Genomic DNA, 20253 nt, shown 5'->3' with positions numbered 1-20253 from the left:
AGGAATGGGCCTTTCCAGGGGCAGATTGCTTCCAAGATCTGCGGGCGGCACCAACCCGGTCACAGCTCGGGTCTCCCCTCGTCGGGGGTGGAGGCGAGCGCGTGGAAGCGGCGCTCGATCCGGCCGGCCTGGGCTGCCAGTCGGCCCGCCTCGACCGCGTACCGCATCGCGGTGGCCATCGCCACCGGGTCGGCCGCCCGGGTGACAGCGCTCGCCAGCAGCACCCCGTCACAGCCCAGCTCCATGGCCAGCGCCGCGTCGGACGCGGTGCCGATACCGGCGTCGAGGATCACCGGCACGTCCACACCCTGCCGGATGAGTCGAATGTGGTGCGGGTTGCCGATGCCGAGCCCCGAACCGATCGGGGATCCGGCCGGCATCACCGCGGCGCAGCCCACGTCGGCGAGGCGGCGGGCGAGCACGGGGTCGTCGCTGGTGTACGGCAGCACTGTGAAGCCGTCGGAGACCAACTCCTCGGCGGCGCGGAGCAGCTCCACCCCGTCGGGCAGCAGCGTCCGCTCGTCGCCGATCACCTCCAGCTTGACCCAGTCGGTGTCGAACGCGTCCCGGGCCATCCGGGCCACCTTCACCGCCTCGGTGGCGGTGTGACAGCCGGCGGTGTTCGGCAGCAGGCGGACGCCGCACCGGTCCAGCAGCTCCAGCAGCCCACCCGTGGAGCCCGGCGCCGTGCCCACCCGGCGCAACGCCACTGTGACCAGCTCGGTGCCGGAAGCCCGAATCGCCTGCTCCAGGACGTGCAGGTTCGCGGCACCACCGGTGCCGAGGATCAGCCGTGAGGTGAAGGTCTGCCCACCCAGCTCGAAGGGCACGGCGCTCACCCGCCCTGCGCCGCGGTGAGCACCTCGACCCGGTCACCGTCGCGCAGTGCCCGCGCCGGCCAGCCGGTCCGGGGCACCACCTCGCCGTTGACCGCGACCGCCACCCCACGTGGCTGCGCCACGATGTCGCGGACCAGGTCCGCCACGGACGCGCCGGCGGCGACGCTGCGCCCGGCCCCGTTCACCGTCAACTCCACAGGTCCCCCTCCGTCGTCGGTTCAGGTCCGCCCGACGCGGCCGCCGCGGCGGCACCGCCGAAGCGGTCGGCCCGGAAGGGCGCGAGCAGCGGGTCGGGTACGCCGCCGAGCACCAGGTCGGCGATCAGGTCGGCGGTGATCGGGGTGAGCACGATGCCGTGCCGGTGGTGCCCGGTGGCGGCCAGGACGTCCGGTCGGTCGGGCAGCGGCCCGAGGATCGGCGCGTTGTCCGGGGTGCCCGGGCGCAGCCCGGCGACCGCCTCGACCAGGTCGTACTCGGCCAGCTCGGGCAGCAGGTCGACCCCGGCGCGCAGCAGCCGTTGCACAGCACCGGCGGTGACAGTGGTGTCCGAGCGCTCCTCGACCGTCGCGCCGAGCACGACCTCACCGTCGGCGCGGGGCACCAGGTAGACGTGCTCGCCGTCGGCGTACCCCCGGATCACGTGCCGGAAGCCCGGCGCGACGCCGTCGGGCGCGCGGAGCCGGAGGATCTGGCCCTTCACCGGCCGCACGGGCAGGCCGGTGAGCGCGGCGGCCCCGCAGCCGGCGGCGACCACAATGACCGGTGCATCCACATCGGACAGGAACCGGACCGGCTGCGGCACGAGCACCGCGCCGGCCCGCTGCGCGGCCGCGCGCAGCGCCGGCACCAGCAGCCGGGGGTCGACCTGGTGATCGGTGGGCGCGAGCGCGCCGCCGCGCACCCGTGGGGCGAGCGCCGGTTCGCTGTCGCGCAGCTCGCTGGGGCGCAGCGGCGTCACGGGCAGACCCAACCCCTGCTGGTACGCCCACAGCCGGCGCGCCTCGGCCAGGTCGTCGCCGGTGAGCCCGACCATCAGGGTGCCCTCGGTCCGGTAGCCGATCTCGACTCCGGTCGCCTCGGTCAACTCAGCGGCGAACGCCGGCCAGCGGGCGGCGGACGCCAGCAGCAACCCGGTCAGCTGCCGCTCACCGAAGTACGCCTCGGCGACCGGGGAGAGCATGCCGGCGGCCACCGCCGACGCCCCCGAGCCGGGCGCCGGATCGTGCACCACCACCCGCAGCCCACGCGCGGCGCAACGCCAGGCGATCGCCAGCCCGATCGGCCCCGCCCCCACCACTGCCACGTCCGGCCGGACCCGGTCGCTCGACAGCGCTGACGGGGACCGGCCGGTCAGCACGTCAGGGCCTCGATCAGCTCGGCGGTAGCCCGTGCCGGGTCGGCTGCGGTGGAGACGGCACCGACCACCGCCACCCCGTACGCCCCGGCGGCCCGCAGCGCCGGCACCCGGGCGGCGGTCACTCCGCCGATCGCGATGACCGGAACGTCGACGGCGTCGACGACGGCGCGCACCCCGGCGGGCCCGATGGGGTCCGGCAGGCCGGTCTTTGTGCTGGTGGTGTGACACGGCCCGACGCCCAGGTAACTGGCGCCCGCCGCGACGGCCTCGCACGCCGGGCCCGGCGCCCGAGCGGTGGCGCCCAGCACACCGGTGGGGCCGAGCACCCGGCGGGCGGCGGCGACCGGCAGGTCGTCGACACCGACGTGCCCACCGGCGGCGCCCACCGCCAGCGCCACGTGCAACCGGTCGTTGACCAGGCAGGTCGCCCGGTACGACGCGCAGAGCGCGAGCACCCGCCGGGTCAGGTCGTACGCCTCGCGGTCGGTGGCGGAATCCTCGACCCGGACCTGCACCACCAGGTCGGCGTGGGCCACTGTGAGGGCGGCGCGAACCACGGCGAGTGGGTCGCGACCTTCTCGGGTGTCGGTGATGAGATGCAATCGCCCCAGGGACGGCACGGCAACGCTCCTCCCTGCGCCGGCATTACCCGGATCAGGTTCGACGGTCGGGGGCTGTCAGCCCCCCTCTCAGCCCGGTACACCGGGCTCCCGTGGGTTACTTGCGTGTCACCGTACGACAGATCCGCCGGCCTGCCAAGGCACGGGGTCGGCGGTGGCCGGCCGGTCGGGCCGCGCCAAAACGAGCGAGATCCAATGGGGCACTTCATACGGTCCTGTTCGGAATGTCGCCCCCCGTTGCAGAACCGTTACCCGTCCGCATCTTGCCCGACATCGAGCGAGCCGAATTAATTTGTTCAGCGATTCGACAAAATGTCGGTGGGGGCACCCTGGCAGGGTGCGACCACCGGCTCCATCAGGGAGGGCCTTCGGCGAGCCGACTCCCGCGAGCTCTGTCACTACGACACAGGAGGCGGCGTGTCCCGTTCTCGTCGTGCCCGCTTACCCATCACCGCAACCCTGATCTCCCTGGCCATGGCCTCGACCACCCTGTTCGGCGCGCCCGCGCAGGCGGCCGCCCAGGTTCCCCCACGGGATGCGAAAGCCGCAGCCCCGGTCAGCCAGGTGGCGCCGAAGGCGCCAAAGGCCGCGGCCGATCCCTTCTCCGTCCTCGTCTTCTCCAAGACCGCCGGCTTCCGGCACGACTCCATCCCCACCGGCATCGCCGCCATCCAGCAACTCGGCGTCGACAACGGATTCACTGTGGACAACTCCGAGGACGGCGCCGCATTCAACGACGCCAACCTGGCGAAGTACAAGGCGGTGATCTGGCTCTCCACCACCGGTGACGTGCTCAACGCCGACCAGCAGGCCGCGTTCGAGCGGTACGTGAAGGCCGGTGGCGGCTACGTCGGCATCCACGCCGCGTCGGACACCGAGTACAGCTGGGCCTGGTACGGCGACCTGGTCGGCGCGTACTTCGCCAACCACCCGCAGAACCAGCAGGCCACGGTCAAGGTGGAGGACCACGCCCACCCGTCCACGGCCGGGTTGCCGGACCGGTGGTCCCGGTTCGACGAGTGGTACAACTACCAGACCAACCCCCGGCCGGACGTGCACGTGCTGGCCAGCCTGGACGAGAAGAGCTACACCGCCGGCGCCGGCGCGATGGGTGCGGACCACCCGATCGCCTGGTGTCAGGACTACGACGGTGGCCGCTCCTGGTACACCGGTGGCGGGCACACCCGGGAGTCGTACGCCGAGCCCGAGTTCCTCTCCCACCTGCTCGGCGGCATCCGCACCGCAGCCGGCGTCGAGAACGCCGACTGCGGCGCCTCGAAGACCTCGAACTTCGAGAAGGTCACGCTGGACAGCAACACCAGCAACCCGATGGAGCTGGACGTCGCCCCCGACGGGCGGGTCTTCTACATCGAGCGCGACGGTCGCGTGCAGATCGTGAAGCCGGACACCGGCAACACCGTCACCGCCGTCGACCTGGACGTCTTCACCGGTAACGAGGACGGCCTCATCGGCATCCGGCTCGACCCGGACTTCGCCACCAACAAGTGGGTGTACCTGTACTACGCCCCGAACGACGGGGTCACCCGCAACCTGCTGTCCCGGTTCACGGTGACCGGCGACACCATCGACCTGGCCAGCGAGAAGCAGGTGCTACGGGTCGACACCCAGCGCAACACCTGCTGCCACGCCGGCGGCAGCATGGCCTTCGACGGCGACGGCAACCTCTACCTGGCCACCGGTGACAACACCAACCCGTTCGAGTCGAACTCGTACTCGCCGCTCGACGAGCGGTCGGGCCGCCAGGACTACGACGCGCAGCGCACCTCCGCCAACACCAACGACCTGCGCGGCAAGGTGATCCGGATCCACCCGGAGGACGACGGGACGTACACCGTTCCGGCGGGCAACCTCTTCGCGGCGGGCACCGAGAAGACCCGCCCCGAGATCTACGCGATGGGCTTCCGCAACCCGTTCCGGATCGGCACCGACCCGAAGACCAACACGCTGTACGTCGCGGACTACGGACCGGACGCCAACGCGGACAACCCGAACCGGGGCCCCCGCGGTCTGGTCGAGTGGAACGTCGTCACCCCGGGCAACTACGGCTGGCCGTACTGCACGGGCACGAATGAGGCGTACAACGACTACACGTTCCCGTCCGGCCCGAGCGGTCCGAAGTTCGACTGCGCGGCGCCGGTGAACAACTCGCCCAACAACACGGGCCTGACCAACCTCCCGCCGGTGGTCCCGGCGACCGTCGACTACGGGTACGCCGGTGACGCGCGTTACCCGGAGATCGGCGGCGGCGGCGCCCCGATGGGCGGCCCGGTCTACCGCTACGACGCCGACCTGAACTCGAACCGCAAGTGGCCGGCGTACTACGACGGCAAGGCTCTGCTCGGCGAGTGGAACCAGAACAAGATGTACACCATGCAGCTGACCCCCGACGGCAAGTCGTTGGTGGACATCAACCAGCTGCTGACCGGCATGAGCATGGTCCGGCCGATGGACTTCGAGTTCGGCCCGGACGGGGCGCTGTACCTGATCGAGTGGGGCAGCGGCTTCGGCGGCAACAACGACAACTCGGGCGTCTACCGGATCGACTACACCGCCGGTGACCGCGCCCCGATCGCCGCGGCGTCCGCCAACCCGACCTCGGGTCCGGCGCCGTTGACGGTGACCTTCTCCAGCGCCGGCTCCCGGGACCCGGACGGTGGCACGCTCACCTACGCCTGGACGTTCGGCGACGGGCAGACCTCGACCGAGGCCAACCCGACCCACACGTACGCCACGGCGGGCAACTACACCGCCCAGCTCACCGTCACCAACCCCAAGGGCCGGACCGCGGTGGCCAACGTGCCGGTCACCGTGGGCAACACCGCGCCGACGGTCTCCATCGAGTTCCCACCGGACGGCGGTTTCTTCAACTGGGGTGACCAGGTCCGCTACTCGATCAAGGTGACCGACCCCGAGGACGGGCAGATCGACTGTGACCGGGTGGGGCTTCAGGTGCTGCTCGGTCACGACGAGCACGCCCACCCGTTGGAGCAGCACACCGGCTGCACCGGCACCGTCCAGACGTCGCTCGCCTCCGGGCACGGCGCCGAGGCGAACGTCTTCGCGGTCTTCGAGGCGACCTACACCGACGAGGGTGGTGCCGGCGGTGCCGGTGCCCTGACCGGTCGGCAGATCGAGGTTCTCCAGCCGAAGCAGAAGCAGGCCGAGTACTTCACCGCCACCGGGCGTGCCCCGGTGAGCACCGGCGGTGGCGACCCTGGCGTGCAGCGGGAGGCCGGCGCCGACACCGCCGGTGGCGGCCAGAGCATCGCGTTCATCGAGGACGGTGACTGGTGGTCGGTCGCTCCGGCGGACCTGACCAACATCACCGAGATCCGCTTCCGGGCAGCCTCCGCCGCCGCCGGCGGTCGGATCGAGGTTCGCGCGGGTGCGGTTGACGGACCGGTGGTCGCCACGGCCGTCGTACCGTCGACCGGCGCGTGGCAGACGTACACGGACGTGAGCGCACCGGTCACCGGCGCCGCGAGCGGCTCGCTGTACTTCGTGGCCCGCGATCCGAACGGCGGAACGGGTTCGCTGTTCAACGTCAACTGGATGGACTTCGTCGGCCGCGGTGTCACCGAGAACGGGCCGCCGGTGGTCAGCGCCACTGCCACCCCGGCCACCGGCACCGCACCGGTCACCGTCGCCTTCGACGGCACGGCCACCGACGCCGAGGGCGACACCCCGTTGACGTACGCCTGGGACTTCGGTGACGGGGGCTCGGCGACCACACTGGACGCCAGCCACACCTACACCAGCCCGGGCACCTTCACGGCCACCCTCACGGTGACCGACAGCAAGGGCGCCAAGTCGTACGCCACGGTGCCGGTGCGGGTCGACGCGCCGGACACGTCCTGCTTCGGGGCGCGTTCGGACGACTTCAACGGCAACAGCCTCGACAAGGAGCGCTGGACCAGCATCGTTCGGGAGAACCAGCTCTACTCGCTCAGCGGCGGCGCGCTGCGGCTGCCCACTGGCGTGGGTGACCTCTACGGCGCTCGCAACGACGCCACCAACCTGGTGCTCCAGGCGGCCCCGACCGGCGCGTGGGAGATGACCACCAAGGTCACCCTGCCGGTGACGGCCAACTACCAGCAGGCCGGCGTCCTGGTGTACGGCGACGACGACAACTACGCCAAGCTGGACCTGCTGTACAACGGCAGCCGGCGGGTGGAGTTCATCCGGGAGACGGCGGCCACTCCTCGCAACGAGGCCGCCGACAGCGCCGCCGCACCGGCGGGTGACACCGTGTACCTGCGGATCACCAGCGACGGGACGAACCTGACCGCGTCCGCCTCGGGCGACGGGCAGACCTTCACCCCGGTCGGCCGTTCGGCCGCGCTCGCCGGCATCACCAACCCGCGGATCGGGGTCTTCGCGCTCAACGGAGGCACCGAGGCGCCGGTTGTCGACGCCGCGTTCGACTCGTTCCAGGTCACGCCGGACGCTCCGGCCGGCCCGGTCGACCCGTCGGACGAGTTCACCGGCAGCACGTTGGACAAGTGCCGGTGGGACGCCGTGACGCGGGAGGACCCGAGCGGTTACCGGGTCACCGATGGCGCGCTGCGGATCGACGTGCCCAACGGTGACATCTACGGCACCGACAACACCGGGCCGAAGAACTTCATCCTCCAGACCGCGCCGTCCGGCGACTGGACCCTGGAGACGAAGGTCGACGGCAGCCTGCTGAACGAGCAGTACCAGCAGGCCGGTCTGCTCGTGCAGGCGGACGACGACAACTACCTGAAGCTCGACTTCATCGCGGACAACCAGGCCGGCCAGGCGGTGACGCGGCGGATCGAGTTCCGCAGCGAGATCGCCGGGGTGGTCCAGAACCCGCAGCCCGAGGCGGGCAACCTGACCTCGGCGGTGTGGCACCTGCGGCTGGCCCGCACGGGCGACACGTTCACCGCGTCGTACTCGGCCGACGGGACGACCTGGACCGCGTTGACGGCGCTGACCAACAGCGCGGTCGGGGCAACCCCGAAGGTCGGGCTGTTCACCCTCGGCGCCAACCAGACGGCGTCGAAGACCGCCTCGTTCGACTACTTCCGGCTCAGCACGAAGGTGGCCGACGAGACGGCGCCGGTGACCACCGCGGCGGTTTCCGGCACCCCGACCGACGGGTGGCACACCGGGCCGGTGACGATCACGCTCACCGGTGCCGACGAGGCCGGCGGTAGCGGGCTCGCCGGTACGGAGTACCAGCTGGACGGTGCCACCACCTGGACGGCGTACACCGCTCCGGTGGCGGTCAGCGGGGACGGCGAGCACGAGCTCCGGTTCCGCTCGACGGACAAGGCCGGCAACGTGGAGGCGACCAAGACCGTCTCGGTCAAGATCGACACCACCGCGCCGGTGACCTCGGCGACGTTCGCTCCGGCGAACGACGCCGGTTGGCACAACGGGACCATCCCGGTCGTGCTGGCCGCTACCGATGCCGGTTCCGGCGTCAAGACGGTGGAGTGGTCGCTGGACGGTGGTGCGTGGGCGCCGTACTCGACGCCGATCGAGGTGACCGGTGACGGGCAGCACGAGCTGCTGTTCCGCTCGGCGGACAAGGCGGGCAACGTCGAGACGCTGAAGTCGGCGGTGCTGCGCATCGACGGCACCAAGCCGACGCTGCTGGTGTCCGGGCTGGCCGACGGCCAGCTCTACGGCGACAGCCAGGACGTCCGGGTGGCCTGGCAGGCCGTTGACCCGACCTCGGGCATCGCGAGCGTGGTCGGTCAGCTCGACGGCCAGGCGTACACCAGTGGCACTCTGCAGGCCATGTACGACCTGTCGCTCGGCCTGCACGAGCTGACCGTTACCGCGACCGACAAGGCGGGCAACAAGACCACCTCGACGGTCCGGTTCTTCGTCACCACCTCGTTCCGGGACATGCAGAGTCTGCTGGACCGGTTCAAGGCGACGGGGCGGCTCTCGACCAAGGCGCACAAGCAGCTGTCGAACAAGCTCGACGCTGTTCGCGCGTCCGAGGCGGCCGGCGACGACAAGGCTGCCGTCCGGCAGCTGACCGCGTTCCGGACGCTCGCCAGCGACGCCACGCTGGTGCCCGAGGCGGAGGTTCGGGACGTCCTGATCCGGGACGCCGACGCCATGATCGTTCGGCTCGGCGGCGCGGCCAGCAAGGCCGGGGTCAAGGCGAACGGCGGCGACTCGGTCAAGGGCACCGGGCGGCTCGGTGGCGATGCCACCCGGCTGGCACCCGGTCGCCAGCTCTGATCCGACGAGGCCCCTCTCCGGCGCTGCGGCGTCGGGGAGGGGCCTCCCTCATCGGTAGGGAGGAGATGTCCGTGACGGGTATCCGCAAGGTGCTGGCCGCCGTGTTCGTCGGACTGGCCCTGACCCTGTCCGCCGCCGCCCCGGCGGCGCAGGCCGCTCAGGCCGCCCCAGCGGCGCAGGCCGACAAGCTCAAGCTCACTGTGGCCGGCGACGGGGCTCAGGGCGTCACCATCCAGGCCACCTACGCCGATGGCCGCCGGCTGGAGCAGGTGGTGCGGTTGGTCCTCACCGCCACCGGCCCGGACGGGCAGCGGGTCGGGCCGGTGCAGCTCGAACCGCAGCCCGAGGGGCAGGGTTTCTACAGCAGCGGCCCGGTGCTCTCCACCGGGACGTGGAAGGTGTCGGTGAACTCCCCCGCTCCGCTTCAGAGCAAGGCCACCGCCACGGTGCAGGCGAAGGCGGCACAGTCACCGCCGGCGCCCGCGCCGGTCGCGGTGACCAAGCCAGCGGACGGCGGGGCGGGCACCGGTTGGTGGCCGTTCGCCGCGGCCGGTCTCGTGCTCGTCGCCGCGGCGATGGGGGTGGCCATGCTCTTCGGCCGCCGCCGCACCGACTGACCACACAGCATTCAACGAGACCGGGCCGGGCCGCGACGAGCGGCCCGGCCCGGCGTCGTCTGATCGACTGTGATCGACTCGGCATCCTGGAAGTCGGGGCTTCCCGGACCGCAGGTCACCCCGACTTCAAGGAACGCGAGTGGATCAGGCCCCTCAGAGGACGGCGCGCAGCGCCACCAGATCGTCGTCGCTGGGCTCCCAGGTGCCGGCGGCGGCGTTGGCACGCACCTGCTCGGGCGTGGTGGCACCGGCGATCACCGAGGTCACCGCCGGCTGGGCGGCCAGACCGCCGATGGCCACCTGGAGCATCGTCAGACCCCGCTCGGCCGCGTACGCCTCGATCGCCTCGATGGTGTCCCAGTCGGCAGCGGCGAGCCGCTCCGCGTACCGGCCACCGCCGGAGAGCCGGCTGCCGGCGGGCGGCTGAGCCTCGCGCTTGTACTTGCCGGTGAGCAGACCGTTGGCCAGCGGGAAGAACGGCAGCATGCCGAGGCCGAACCGCTCGCACGCCGGGATCACCTCGGCCTCCACCGAGCGCTCCAGCAGGCTGTAGTGGTTCTGGGCGCTGATGAAGCGGGACCGACCGTTGGACGAGGCGACCCAGTCAGCGTCGGCGATCTGCCAGCCGGCGAAGTTCGAGTTGCCCAGGTAGCGGACCTTTCCGTCCCGGACCAGGTCGTCCAGGGCGGCGAGGGTCTCGTCGATCGGGGTGCCCGGGTCGGGCTCGTGCATCTGGTACAGGTCGATGTGGTCGGTGCCGAGCCGGCGCAGCGACGCCTCCACAGCGCGGGCGATGTAGCGCCGCGCACCACGCGCGCCGTAGTCCGGCCCGTTGAGGCCGTTCATGTCCATGCCGAACTTGGTGGCCACCACCACGTCGTCCCGACGTCCCTTGAGCGCCTGCCCGAGCAGCTCCTCGGAACCGCCCTGCGGCTCGCCGTAGATGTCGGCGGTGTCGAAGAGGGTGATCCCGGCGTCCAGCGCGGCGTCCACCACCGCCCGGGTGCCGTCGAGGTCGAGTTTGCGGCCGAAGTTGTTGCAGCCGATGCCGACCACGGACACCACGAGCCCGGAGTCGCCCAGCCGGCGATAGGTCATCTCAGTCACGAGATCCACCCTATGCCCGCCCGGCGCGGACCACCTCGGCGGCGGCTCAGCCGACCACCTCGGTGACCAGCTCGCGGGCGGCGTCGATGGTCGCGACCAGCTCGGCGGGGCTACGTCCGACGGCTCCGAGCAACGCCTGCGCCCGCTGGGTGAAGTTCGGCGGAGCACCGGGCAGTCGCCCCGCGGCGGCGATCATCCCCTTCTCGTTGACCAGCCACCGGCCCGTCCGGGCGTGCAGAACCTGGGCGAGCACCCCGACCGTCCGGAACAGGCAGCCGGCGACGTACCCGCTGTCTCCGCCGACGGCGGCCTTGGCCGCGCCGGTGAGCAGAAAACCGGCCTCCCAGCCGCCAGCGACCAGCGCGTCGCCCAGCGCGGGCGGATAGTCCCGGGTCTGCTCCTTCAGCCGGGTCAGCTGGCCGGTCGGGTCCGCCAACACCTGACACAACGCCACCTCGCCGACGTGGGCGGACGAGTAGAACCCGAGTGGGTGCCCGGCCTGCACCCCGACCTCGTACCGGCCGGCCCGACAGTCCGCCCAGACGCGGTGCACGCGGTCGAGGTCCCGGTAGATCCAGTCCACGGCGACCCCGCCGATCCGCAGCCAACCACCCCCGTCGACCCAGGGACCCCAACCACCGGGGGCGGTGAGCGCGACGTCGGTGTCGTCGGCGACCGTCGCGGCGACCGCACGCAGCGCCGGCACGTCCAGCTCACCCCGGTAGTAGAGACCCAGGTCCCAGTCGGAGTCCGGGCGCTGCTCGCCGCGTGCCCGACTACCGCCGAGCGCCACGGCGACCACCCCGTCGACGCCGCACAGCCGGTCGGGCAGGTCGGCGGGGATCACCCGACGTCCCAGACCGGTTCCGGGGTCTCCACCACCTCGCTGTCGCCTCGGAACAGCACGAACCGGTCGAACGAGCGGGTGAACCAACGATCGTGGGTAACCGCGATCACCGTCCCCTCGAAGGCGGTCAGGCCCGCTTCGAGCGCTTCCGCGCTGGCCAGGTCAAGGTTGTCGGTGGGCTCGTCGAGCAGCAGCAGGGTCGCCCCGGAGAGCTCCAGCAGCAGCACCAGGAACCGGGCCTGCTGCCCGCCGGAGAGCGTGCCGAAGCGCTGGTCGCCCTGCGCGGCCAGCTCGTAGCGACTGAGCACACCCATCGCCGCGTGCCGGTCCATCCCGGTGCGGTGCTCGTCACCCCGCCAGAGGATCTCGACGAGCGTCTTCGACATCAGCTCCGGCCGGTCGTGGGTCTGGGAGAAGTGCCCGGGGCGGACTCGGGCACCGAGGCGAGCCGTGCCCTCGTGCGCCACCGGAGCGAGCGCGCCCGCGCCGTCGACCGGCCCGTTCGCCGGGTCCGGGTCGGTGCCGCCGCGGGCCAACAGTCGCAGGAAGTGCGACTTGCCGGTGCCGTTGGCACCGAGCACCGCCACCCGGTCGCCGTACCAGATCTCCAGGTCGAAGGGGAATGTCAGGCCGTCGAGCTCCAGCTGCTCGCAGACGACCGCGCGCTTGCCGGTCCGCCCGCCGCTGAGCCGCATCCGGATGTCCTGGTCCTTCGGCGGTACGGGCGGCGGCCCGGCCTCCTCGAACTTGCGCAACCGGGTCTGCGCGGCCTGGTAACGCGAGGCCAACCCGTCGTTGTACGCGGCCTTCTGCTTGTACATCAGCATCAGCTCGCGCAGCTTCTGGTGCTCCTCGTCCCAGCGCCGGCGCAGCTCGTCGAGGCGGGCGTGCCGAGCCACCCGGGCCTCGTGCCAGCTGGCGAAGCCGCCCGGGTGCACCCAGGCGCTGCCACCCTCGACGGCGACCACCCGGTCGGCGCTCTGGGCCAGCAGCTCGCGGTCGTGCGAGACGTAGAGCACCGACTTCGTCGACTCGCGCAGTCGCGCCTCCAGCCAGCGTTTGCCGGGCACGTCGAGGAAGTTGTCCGGTTCGTCGAGCAGCAGCACCTCGTCCGGGCCGCGCAGCAGCAACTCAAGGGCGAAGCGCTTCTGCTGGCCGCCGGAGAGGGTACGCACCGGACGGTCCCGTACGGCGTCCCACGGCTGGCCGAGCACGATGGTCGCGACGGTGTCGAAGAGCACCTCGGCGTCGTACCCGCCGGCCTCGCCCCAGGCGCCGAGCGCATCGGCGTACGCCAGCTGGGCCTTGCCCGCGGCGTTGCTGAACTTGCCGAGGGCCTCGGCAGCCCGCATGGCCGCCTCGGTCTCGCCGAGCCGCCGGCCGGCATCGCGAAGCGCCGGCGGGGCCAGCGACAACGCCAGGTCGGCGAGGGTCGACTCGTCACCGATCATGCCGATGAACTGACGCATCACACCCAGCCCGCCGGCGCGCGCGACGACGCCGCTGCGCACCGGCAGGTCGCCGGCGACCATCCTCAGCAGCGTCGTCTTTCCCGCGCCGTTCGGCCCGACCAGGGCAACCTTGCTGCCCTCCCCGACCCGGAACGACACGTCGGCGAAGAGTTCCCGACCGTCGGGCAGGATGTGCCCGACCGCTGCCACGTCCACGTATCCCACGCCGGGATCCTGCCCCAGTGAGGGTCGGGGGGTACATCCAATTACCGGGTGACGCGCAGCACCCGGAAGCCCTTTTGGCTGGCGTACCGCTCGACCTGCCAGCTCTGCTCGGTGAGCCAGCGTTGCAGCGAGTCGCCGCCGAGGTGCCGGGCGACGACCAACCAGCCGACGCCGTCCGGGGCGAGTCGGGGCAGCCAGCGCAGCAACAGGTCGTGCAGCCCGTCCTTGCCGATCCGGATGGGCGGGTTCGACCAGATCTGGGCGAAGCGGACGTCGTCCGGAACGTCGTCCGGCGCGCTGACCCGGACCCGGTCGGCGGCGCCGACCCGGGCCGCATTGGCGGCGGTCAGCTCGCGGGCCCGGGCGTTGACGTCGACGGCCCAGATGGTGGTGGTGGGCGCGAGGTCGGCCAGCACGCAGCTGATCGGCCCGAACCCGCAGCCGAGGTCGAGCAGGTCGCCGGCGGTGTCGGCGGCGGGCAGCTCGGCCTTGCGCAGCAGCACCGCGGTGCCCGGGTCGAGCCGGCTGGCGGAGAACACCCCGCCCGCCGAGGAGAGCCGGTAGTCGCGGTCGGCGACGGAGAACTCGACCTCGCGCGCCGGGGCGTCGCTGGTGGGCTGAGCGGTGAAGTAGTGGTCGCCGGTCACCCCGCAATTCTCGCACCGGTCCGGGGCGGACCTGACACGGCCCACACGCACATTTCCCCGATATTACCCCCTAAAGGGACAATGGCTCCTACTCTGGGCGACATGGTGTATCGGTACCAGTCCGATGAGGACGCTTTCGAGGAGTACCCGGAGCCCGGGTCCGACCTGTCGGTGCTCGCCGCCGGTCCGCCCCCGGCGGCCGGACCCTCTCCGTCGCGCTTCCCCACGCCGTCGCTGCCCCGGCCGAACCAGCTCTCGCTGCCCTCGTCGCAGCCGGCGCCGGCTCGTGCCAATGTGCCGCAACCCGGTCCGGCCGCCCGCGCCGATGCGTCGCAGCCGCTGCCGACACGTGGCGACATCCCGCCCGCCCCGCCGCGCAGCCAGATCTACACCTCGGCGACGTCGGCGGAGCCGCCCACCCGGCGCGGCGGCGGCCGACTCTGGCAGGTACTGATCGGCGGTGCAGCCGTCCTGGTGCTGCTCGCCCTCTGCGGCCTCGGCGCCGCCGCGCTGCTCATTGACCGCGGCGAGCAGCCGCAGAGCAACCCGACGTACCAGCCGAACGCCGCCCCGACGTCGGCACCGGCGGAACGGCTGGCCCTCGACTCCCGGGACACCGACCAGGCCCCGCTCACCGCCAAGGAGCTCTTCCCCGGCAAGGAGCTGAAGCTCACCGACGGCCAGCCGAGCTACCAGGTGCTCAAGACCCAGTCCAGCGGCAGTTGCGCCGTCGCCTCCACCGACGAGGTGGCCGACCTGCTGGTCCGGCTCGGCTGCAACCAGGTCGTCCGGGCCACGCTGAGTACGCCCGACGACAGCCACCTGGTCACCGCCGGCCTGTTCAACCTCACCGACAAGGTCAGCGCGGAACGAGCCCGAGACCGGCTCCGGCAACTGCTCGACGATCGGCAGGGCCGTTTCCGTGGCCTCACCGCCGACGACGCCGACGGCACCGATGTCCTGGCCAGCGCTCCGGCACGCGTCGGCTGGCAGGTCCGTGGCCACTACCTGGCGTACGCGCTGGTGGTCCGCAAGGACGGGGCGGCGGTCAAGGCGGGTGACGCCAAGGTCCGCGAGATCCTGTTCGACATGATCGAGCTGCACCTCAGCCGGGGCGTGCTGCAGAGCCGGGCCGACGGTGGCACCGCCGCGCAACCGACGGCGGCACCTACCGGCAGCAACGCCAACCAGGGCGATCTGCCGGGCGACTGACCCTGCGGACGGTCAACCCTCGACCGGGACCCGCAACCGGCGGGTGAGGGTGGCGCGGTGGGCGTACTCGGCCGGATCTGCCGGGTAGCCGACGGCGACCAGGGTCAGCCCGCGTGCGGGGGCCACTGTCACCTCGCTGGACCGCTCCCGCTGGGTGAGCAGAGTGCCCGGCCACTCGACCGGGCGGCGGCCGTCCCCGGCCACCAGCATGGCTCCCACCAGGCTGCGCACCATCGCCTGGCAGAACGCGTCGGCCTGCACCGTGGCGACCAGGATGCCGTCCGGGTCGCGACGCCAGTCCAGCCGTGTCACCTCGCGCAGCGTGGTGGCGTGCTCCTTGCGCCGGCAGTACGCGGCGAAGTCGTGCTCCCCCACCAGGCCGGTCGCGGCGGCGTTCAGCGCGGCCAGGTCCAACGGCTTCGGCCAGGCCAGGACCTCGTGGCGGCGCAACGGCTCGGCACCGAAGGGCGCATCGGTGACCCGGTACTCGTAGCGCCGAAAGGTGGCCGAGAACCGGGCGTCGAAGTCTGCCGGTACCTCGGTCATCGCCCGTACCCGCACGTCGGTGGGGAGCAGCCGGGCCAGGCGACGCAGCAGCCGTCCCTCGTGCTGCCGCCACACGTCCACGGGCAGGTCCACGTGGCACACCTGCCCCGTGGCGTGCACTCCCGCGTCGGTCCGCCCGGCCACCGTCAACCCGGTGGCCGTACCGGCGCCCAGGACCAGGTCAAGGGTCTCGACGAGCACCCCCGCGACGGTGCGCCTGGTCGGCTGGGCGGCCCAGCCGGAGAAGTCGGTGCCGTCGTACGAGACGTCCAGCCGCAGCCGGATCCGCTCGTCCACCTTGTACCTCCTGTTACGGGTCGGGCCCGACACCCCGATGGGGTGCCGGGCCCGACAATGCCCTTGATCAGGCCTTGTTCTCGGTGGCCTCGTCGCTGTCCTCGCGGGCGGCGTCGGTGTCACCGGACGCCGACACCGGCGCCTCGGAGTCCTGGTCGGCCGGAGCCGACTTCGGGGCATCCTCGGCCGGGGCGAGCGCCTCGACCTTGTCCTGCTGCGCGGCCTTGCGGGCGGCGGTCTTCTTGTTCGCCTTCGGCTCGGCGACCTGAAGCTCCTCCACCAGCTCGATGATGGCCATCGGCGCGTTGTCACCCTTGCGCGGACCGGTCTTCACGATCCGGGTGTAACCGCCGGGGCGGTTGGAGTACCGGGGCGCGATCTGGTCGAACAGGGCGTAGACCACGTCCTTGTCCTTGACGACACCCAGCACCCGACGCCGCGATGCGAGGTCACCGCGCTTGGCCTTGGTGATGAGCTGCTCGGCCAGCGGGCGCAGCCGCCGGGCCTTCGTCTCGGTGGTCTGGATCTTCCCGTGCTGGAACAGCGCGGTCGCCAGGTTGGCCAGCATCAGCCGCTCGTGCGAGGGGCTGCCGCCGAGGCGGGGGCCCTTGGTGGGCGTGGGCATTTTTGGTGCTCCTCAGTTGTGGCGGCAGCGCGGACTAGAGCTGCTCGGTCTCGCGGTAGTCGTCGGTGTCGTAGTCGGCCTCGCCGAAGGTGTCCACGACGTGCGCCGGGTCGAAGTTCGGAGCCGAGTCCTTCAGCCCGAGACCCATCCCGGCGAGCTTCATCTTGACCTCGTCGATCGACTTCTGACCGAAGTTGCGAATGTCGAGGAGGTCGGCCTCGGTACGCCCGATGAGCTCACCAACGGAGTTGATGCCCTCGCGCTTGAGGCAGTTGTAGGAGCGGACGGTGAGGTCCAGCTCCTCGATCGGCAGAGCGAGGTCCGCCGCCAGCTGGGCGTCCTGCGGGGACGGCCCGATGTCGATGCCCTCGGCGGTCTCGTCCAGCTCCCGGGCGAGCCCGAACAGCTCCACCAGCGTCGAACCGGCGGAGGCCAGCGCGGTACGCGGACCCATCGACGGCTTGGTCTCGACGTCGATGATCAACCGGTCGAAGTCGGTGCGCTGCTCGACACGGGTCGCCTCGACGCGGTACGTCACCTTCAGCACCGGCGAGTAGATCGAGTCGACCGGGATCCGGCCGATCTCGGCGCCGGACTGCTTGTTCTGCGCCGCCGTCACGTAGCCCCGGCCCCGCTCGACGGTCAGCTCCATGTCGAGCCGGCCCTTGCCGTTCAGGGTGGCGAGCTTGAGATCCGGGTTGTGCACCGAGACGCCGGCCGGGGGCTGGATGTCGCCCGCGGTCACGTCGCCCGGGCCCTGCTTACGCAGGTACATGCTGACCGGCTCGTCGTGCTCGGAGCTGACGCACAGCTCCTTGATGTTCATGACGAGCTCGACCACGTCCTCCTTGACACCGGGGATCGTGGTGAACTCGTGCAGCACACCGTCGATCTTGATCGAGGTGACGGCCGCGCCCGGGATCGACGACAGCAGCGTACGCCGCAGCGAGTTACCCAGGGTGTAGCCGAAGCCCGGCTCCAGCGGCTCGATGGCGAACCGGGAACGGGTCTCGTTGATCGACTCCTCGGAGAGGGAGGGTCGCTGGCTGATGAGCATCTTTTCTCTTCTCTTCCGGGGCGCCCGCTATTTGACGCCCACGACACAAACTGTTCCGGTGGCCCGCCCCGAGGGGCGGGCCACCGAACGAGCTCGGACTACTTGGAGTAGAGCTCGACGATCAACTGCTCCTGGACCTGCGTGTCGATGACCTGCCGGGCCGGGAGGGAGTGCACGAGCACCTTCATCTGGCTCGGGATGGCCTCAAGCCACGCCGGAACCGCCCGCGAGCCGGCCTGAGCCTGCGCGACGATGAACGGGGTGAGCTCCTTGCTCTTGCCCCGAACCTCGATGATGTCGTGCTCCTTGACGCGGTACGACGGGATGTCGACCTTCTTGCCGTTCACCGTGAAGTGACCGTGCTTGACCAGCTGGCGGGCCATGTCCCGCGAGTGGGCGTAGCCGGCCCGGTAAACGACGTTGTCCAGCCGCGACTCGAGGATCTGCAGGAGGACCTCACCGGTCTTGGCCTGCTTGCCAACGGCTTCCTCGTAGTAACCGCGGAACTGCTTCTCCAGCACGCCGTAAACCCGGCGGGCCTTCTGCTTCTCACGGAGCTGGAGCAGGTACTCCGTCTCCTTGGTGCGGCCGCGGCCGTGCTGCCCGGGCGGGAACGGCCGGGACTCGAACGGGCACTTCGGACCATCGCACTTGCTGCCCTTGAGGAACAGCTTCATCTTCTCCCGCCGGCAACGGCGGCAGTCTGCACCGGTGTAACGAGCCATCTCTCTCTACCTCTCAGACCCGGCGACGCTTCGGCGGACGGCATCCGTTGTGCGGCTGCGGGGTGACGTCGGCGATCTGCCCGACCTCAAGGCCCACGGCCTGCAGCGAACGAATGGCGGTTTCCCGGCCGGAGCCGGGGCCCTTGACGAACACGTCGACCTTGCGCATGCCGTGCTCCATGGCGCGACGCGCGGCAGCCTCGGCGGCCAGCTGCGCAGCGAACGGAGTCGACTTGCGGGAGCCCTTGAAGCCGACCTGGCCAGCGGAGGCCCAGGAGATGACCGCACCGGTCGGGTCCGTGATGGACACGATGGTGTTGTTGAACGTGCTCTTGATGTGCGCCTGCCCGTGGGCGACGTTCTTGCGTTCCTTGCGCCGGACCTTCTTTACAGCGGCTCCGGCACGAGCCTTCGGTGGCATAAGTCTGTGCGCTCCTAGTTGACTTTCCGGATTGGGTTGCGGCCTGACCCACCTCGGCGGCGGCCGACCCCGTCATCCGGTTAAGAACTACTTCTTGCCGGGCTTCTTCTTGCCGGCGACGGTCCGCTTCGGGCCCTTGCGGGTCCGGGCGTTGGTCTTGGTCCGCTGGCCACGCACGGGCAGGCCCCGGCGGTGCCGGATGCCGGCGTAGCAGCCGATCTCAACCTTGCGGCGGATGTCAGCGGCGACCTCGCGGCGCAGGTCGCCTTCAACCTTGTAGTTGCCCTCGATGTGGTCGCGGAGCTGCACGAGCTCCTCGTCCGTGAGGTCCCGAGCGCGCTTGTCCGGCGAGATGCCGGTGGCGGCGAGTGTCTCCAGGGCGCGGGTGCGACCGACCCCGAAGATGTAGGTGAGCGCGATCTCCAACCGCTTTTCGCGGGGGAGATCCACGCCGACTAGACGTGCCATGTGCGGGCGTACTCCTCGTGATGTGTGGCGGAGGTGTGGACCCGTCCCACCCCGCTACCGGCCGTCCCGTCTTTCCGACGCGGTGAGCGCCGGCGACCGGGATCGGTCGCTGCCCGAGCGGGCCCCGGCCTCCGACCGGGGGTCAGCCACGCAGAGGTACGTCTCGCGTACCGCTCGCGGCTGGGACGAGCATGTGTGATGTGTGTGTCGCTGGGGATCTGCCTGGACCAACGCCACCCGGCCGTGCTCCGGCCGGACGGGCTGAGTCAGCCCTGGCGCTGCTTGTGGCGCGGGTCGCTGCAGATGACCATGACCCGGCCGTGCCGGCGGATAACCCGGCACTTCTGGCAGATCCTCTTGACGCTCGGCTTGACCTTCACGGTTGCCTTACTTCCCATCTGGCCCGGCTACGCGCTCTGCGCGACGCCGGACGTCGAAGACGGACACGGGACTTCCCGGCCGCCGTCAGGACTACTTGTAGCGGTAGACGATGCGCCCGCGGGTCAGGTCGTACGGCGAGAGTTCGACGACGACCCGGTCCTCCGGAAGAATGCGGATGTAGTGCTGCCGCATCTTGCCGCTGATGTGAGCCAACACCTTGTGGCCGTTCGCGAGCTCCACCCGGAACATGGCGTTCGGCAGGGGCTCGATGACCCGACCCTCGATCTCAATGGCTCCGTCTTTTTTCGGCATGTCCTCCGCTGTCCTGACGTCGATTGCTCCGGGCGGCCCACAACGTCTTACACGGAAATCTGATCAGAATCAGAAGCCCGCGCCAGCCGCGGCTCCAGCTCCCACCGAAGCGCAGGGTGGGCATGCCGGAGTGGACGCTGTGCGCCGATCTGAAAGTGTACGCCGGCCTGCAGTCCCCCGCCAAACCGACCACCCACCCCACGGCGCGGCAATCCAAACGGCCCCGTCCCCGGCCCTGTTGATCATGAAG

Annotated in this window: 19 protein-coding genes and 1 riboswitch; of the genes, 3 read left to right on the top strand and 16 right to left on the bottom strand. The window is 71.0% G+C overall.

The window, feature by feature from the left end; genetic code table 11:
• Positions 1-59: 59 nt before the first annotated feature.
• The 4 genes from MED15_RS26815 to thiE all read right to left on the bottom strand — a co-directional run bounded on the left by MED15_RS26815 (position 60) and on the right by thiE (position 2816).
• Complete coding sequence (locus MED15_RS26815; RefSeq protein ID WP_112699128.1) at positions 60-839, bottom strand: thiazole synthase; 780 nt, start codon at positions 837-839, stop codon at positions 60-62.
• Positions 836-1036 (bottom strand): sulfur carrier protein ThiS, encoded by a 201-nt coding sequence (gene thiS / locus MED15_RS26810; RefSeq protein WP_112584840.1) that lies wholly within the window; start codon positions 1034-1036, stop codon positions 836-838. The genes MED15_RS26815 and thiS overlap by 4 nt, the downstream gene beginning before the upstream one ends.
• Positions 1027-2196: a glycine oxidase ThiO gene (gene thiO / locus MED15_RS26805; protein WP_112737263.1), complete on the bottom strand. Its 1170-nt coding sequence runs from the start codon at positions 2194-2196 to the stop codon at positions 1027-1029. The genes thiS and thiO overlap by 10 nt, the downstream gene beginning before the upstream one ends.
• Entirely contained in the window at positions 2190-2816 is a 627-nt protein-coding gene (thiE, locus tag MED15_RS26800) for a thiamine phosphate synthase (RefSeq protein ID WP_112737261.1), read from the bottom strand. The genes thiO and thiE overlap by 7 nt, the downstream gene beginning before the upstream one ends.
• A riboswitch (TPP riboswitch) is annotated at positions 2811-2920 on the bottom strand. Its footprint overlaps the gene before it by 6 nt.
• Positions 2921-3233: 313 nt before the next feature.
• Between thiE and MED15_RS26795 the strand changes: the two genes are divergently transcribed.
• Positions 3234-9065, top strand: coding sequence for a ThuA domain-containing protein (locus tag MED15_RS26795; RefSeq protein WP_112737259.1), 5832 nt, complete (start codon positions 3234-3236; stop codon positions 9063-9065).
• A 71-nt stretch (positions 9066-9136) separates the two neighbouring features.
• Complete coding sequence (locus MED15_RS26790; protein WP_112584911.1) at positions 9137-9682, top strand: hypothetical protein; 546 nt, start codon at positions 9137-9139, stop codon at positions 9680-9682.
• A gap of 153 nt (positions 9683-9835) precedes the next feature.
• Here MED15_RS26790 and MED15_RS26785 read toward each other — a convergent pair whose 3' ends face one another.
• From MED15_RS26785 to MED15_RS26770, 4 genes are read right to left on the bottom strand one after another with little or no spacing between them, the layout of a single operon-like run.
• Positions 9836-10798, bottom strand: a complete 963-nt coding sequence (locus MED15_RS26785; RefSeq protein WP_181541888.1) for an aldo/keto reductase — start codon at positions 10796-10798, stop codon at positions 9836-9838.
• 37 nt (positions 10799-10835) lie between these two features.
• Positions 10836-11636: a nucleotidyltransferase domain-containing protein gene (locus tag MED15_RS26780; protein WP_112737257.1), complete on the bottom strand. Its 801-nt coding sequence runs from the start codon at positions 11634-11636 to the stop codon at positions 10836-10838.
• Complete coding sequence (locus tag MED15_RS26775; RefSeq protein ID WP_112726475.1) at positions 11633-13312, bottom strand: ABC-F family ATP-binding cassette domain-containing protein; 1680 nt, start codon at positions 13310-13312, stop codon at positions 11633-11635. The genes MED15_RS26780 and MED15_RS26775 overlap by 4 nt, the downstream gene beginning before the upstream one ends.
• Positions 13313-13353: 41 nt before the next feature.
• A complete protein-coding gene (locus MED15_RS26770; RefSeq protein WP_112584830.1) occupies positions 13354-13959 on the bottom strand; it encodes a class I SAM-dependent methyltransferase in 606 nt (201 codons plus the stop codon).
• Between the two features lie 102 nt (positions 13960-14061).
• Here MED15_RS26770 and MED15_RS26765 point away from each other — a divergent pair, with 102 nt between their 5' ends.
• Entirely contained in the window at positions 14062-15171 is a 1110-nt protein-coding gene (locus MED15_RS26765; protein ID WP_244220606.1) for a hypothetical protein, read from the top strand.
• A 12-nt stretch (positions 15172-15183) separates the two neighbouring features.
• On the opposite strand, the gene truA is transcribed toward MED15_RS26765, so the two are convergent.
• The 8 genes from truA to infA form a co-directional block, all read right to left on the bottom strand.
• On the bottom strand, positions 15184-16014 hold the full coding sequence (truA, locus tag MED15_RS26760; RefSeq protein ID WP_112622863.1) for a tRNA pseudouridine(38-40) synthase TruA: 831 nt from the start codon (positions 16012-16014) through the stop codon (positions 15184-15186).
• A 67-nt stretch (positions 16015-16081) separates the two neighbouring features.
• Complete coding sequence (gene rplQ, locus MED15_RS26755) at positions 16082-16639, bottom strand: 50S ribosomal protein L17 (protein ID WP_112699134.1); 558 nt, start codon at positions 16637-16639, stop codon at positions 16082-16084.
• A 34-nt stretch (positions 16640-16673) separates the two neighbouring features.
• The gene (locus MED15_RS26750; RefSeq protein ID WP_007465227.1) at positions 16674-17696 is read right to left on the bottom strand and encodes a DNA-directed RNA polymerase subunit alpha; all 1023 of its coding nucleotides are present in this window, start codon (positions 17694-17696) and stop codon (positions 16674-16676) included.
• A 98-nt stretch (positions 17697-17794) separates the two neighbouring features.
• Complete coding sequence (rpsD, locus tag MED15_RS26745) at positions 17795-18421, bottom strand: 30S ribosomal protein S4 (protein ID WP_112584822.1); 627 nt, start codon at positions 18419-18421, stop codon at positions 17795-17797.
• Between the two features lie 13 nt (positions 18422-18434).
• Positions 18435-18842 carry a 30S ribosomal protein S11 gene (gene rpsK / locus MED15_RS26740; protein WP_030329919.1) on the bottom strand — a complete coding sequence of 136 codons (408 nt, stop codon included), beginning with the start codon at positions 18840-18842 and terminating at the stop codon, positions 18435-18437.
• 87 nt (positions 18843-18929) lie between these two features.
• The gene (gene rpsM / locus MED15_RS26735) at positions 18930-19310 is read right to left on the bottom strand and encodes a 30S ribosomal protein S13 (protein WP_030329917.1); all 381 of its coding nucleotides are present in this window, start codon (positions 19308-19310) and stop codon (positions 18930-18932) included.
• Between the two features lie 266 nt (positions 19311-19576).
• Positions 19577-19690 (bottom strand): 50S ribosomal protein L36, encoded by a 114-nt coding sequence (gene rpmJ / locus MED15_RS26730; protein WP_088952025.1) that lies wholly within the window; start codon positions 19688-19690, stop codon positions 19577-19579.
• A gap of 91 nt (positions 19691-19781) precedes the next feature.
• Positions 19782-20003 carry a translation initiation factor IF-1 gene (gene infA / locus MED15_RS26725; RefSeq protein WP_007073013.1) on the bottom strand — a complete coding sequence of 74 codons (222 nt, stop codon included), beginning with the start codon at positions 20001-20003 and terminating at the stop codon, positions 19782-19784.
• Between the last annotated feature and the right edge of the window lie 250 nt (positions 20004-20253).

This window comes from Micromonospora noduli (assembly GCF_003264475.1).
Lineage (GTDB): Bacteria > Actinomycetota > Actinomycetes > Mycobacteriales > Micromonosporaceae > Micromonospora > Micromonospora noduli.
This window is presented reverse-complemented; position numbering and strand designations above follow the sequence as displayed.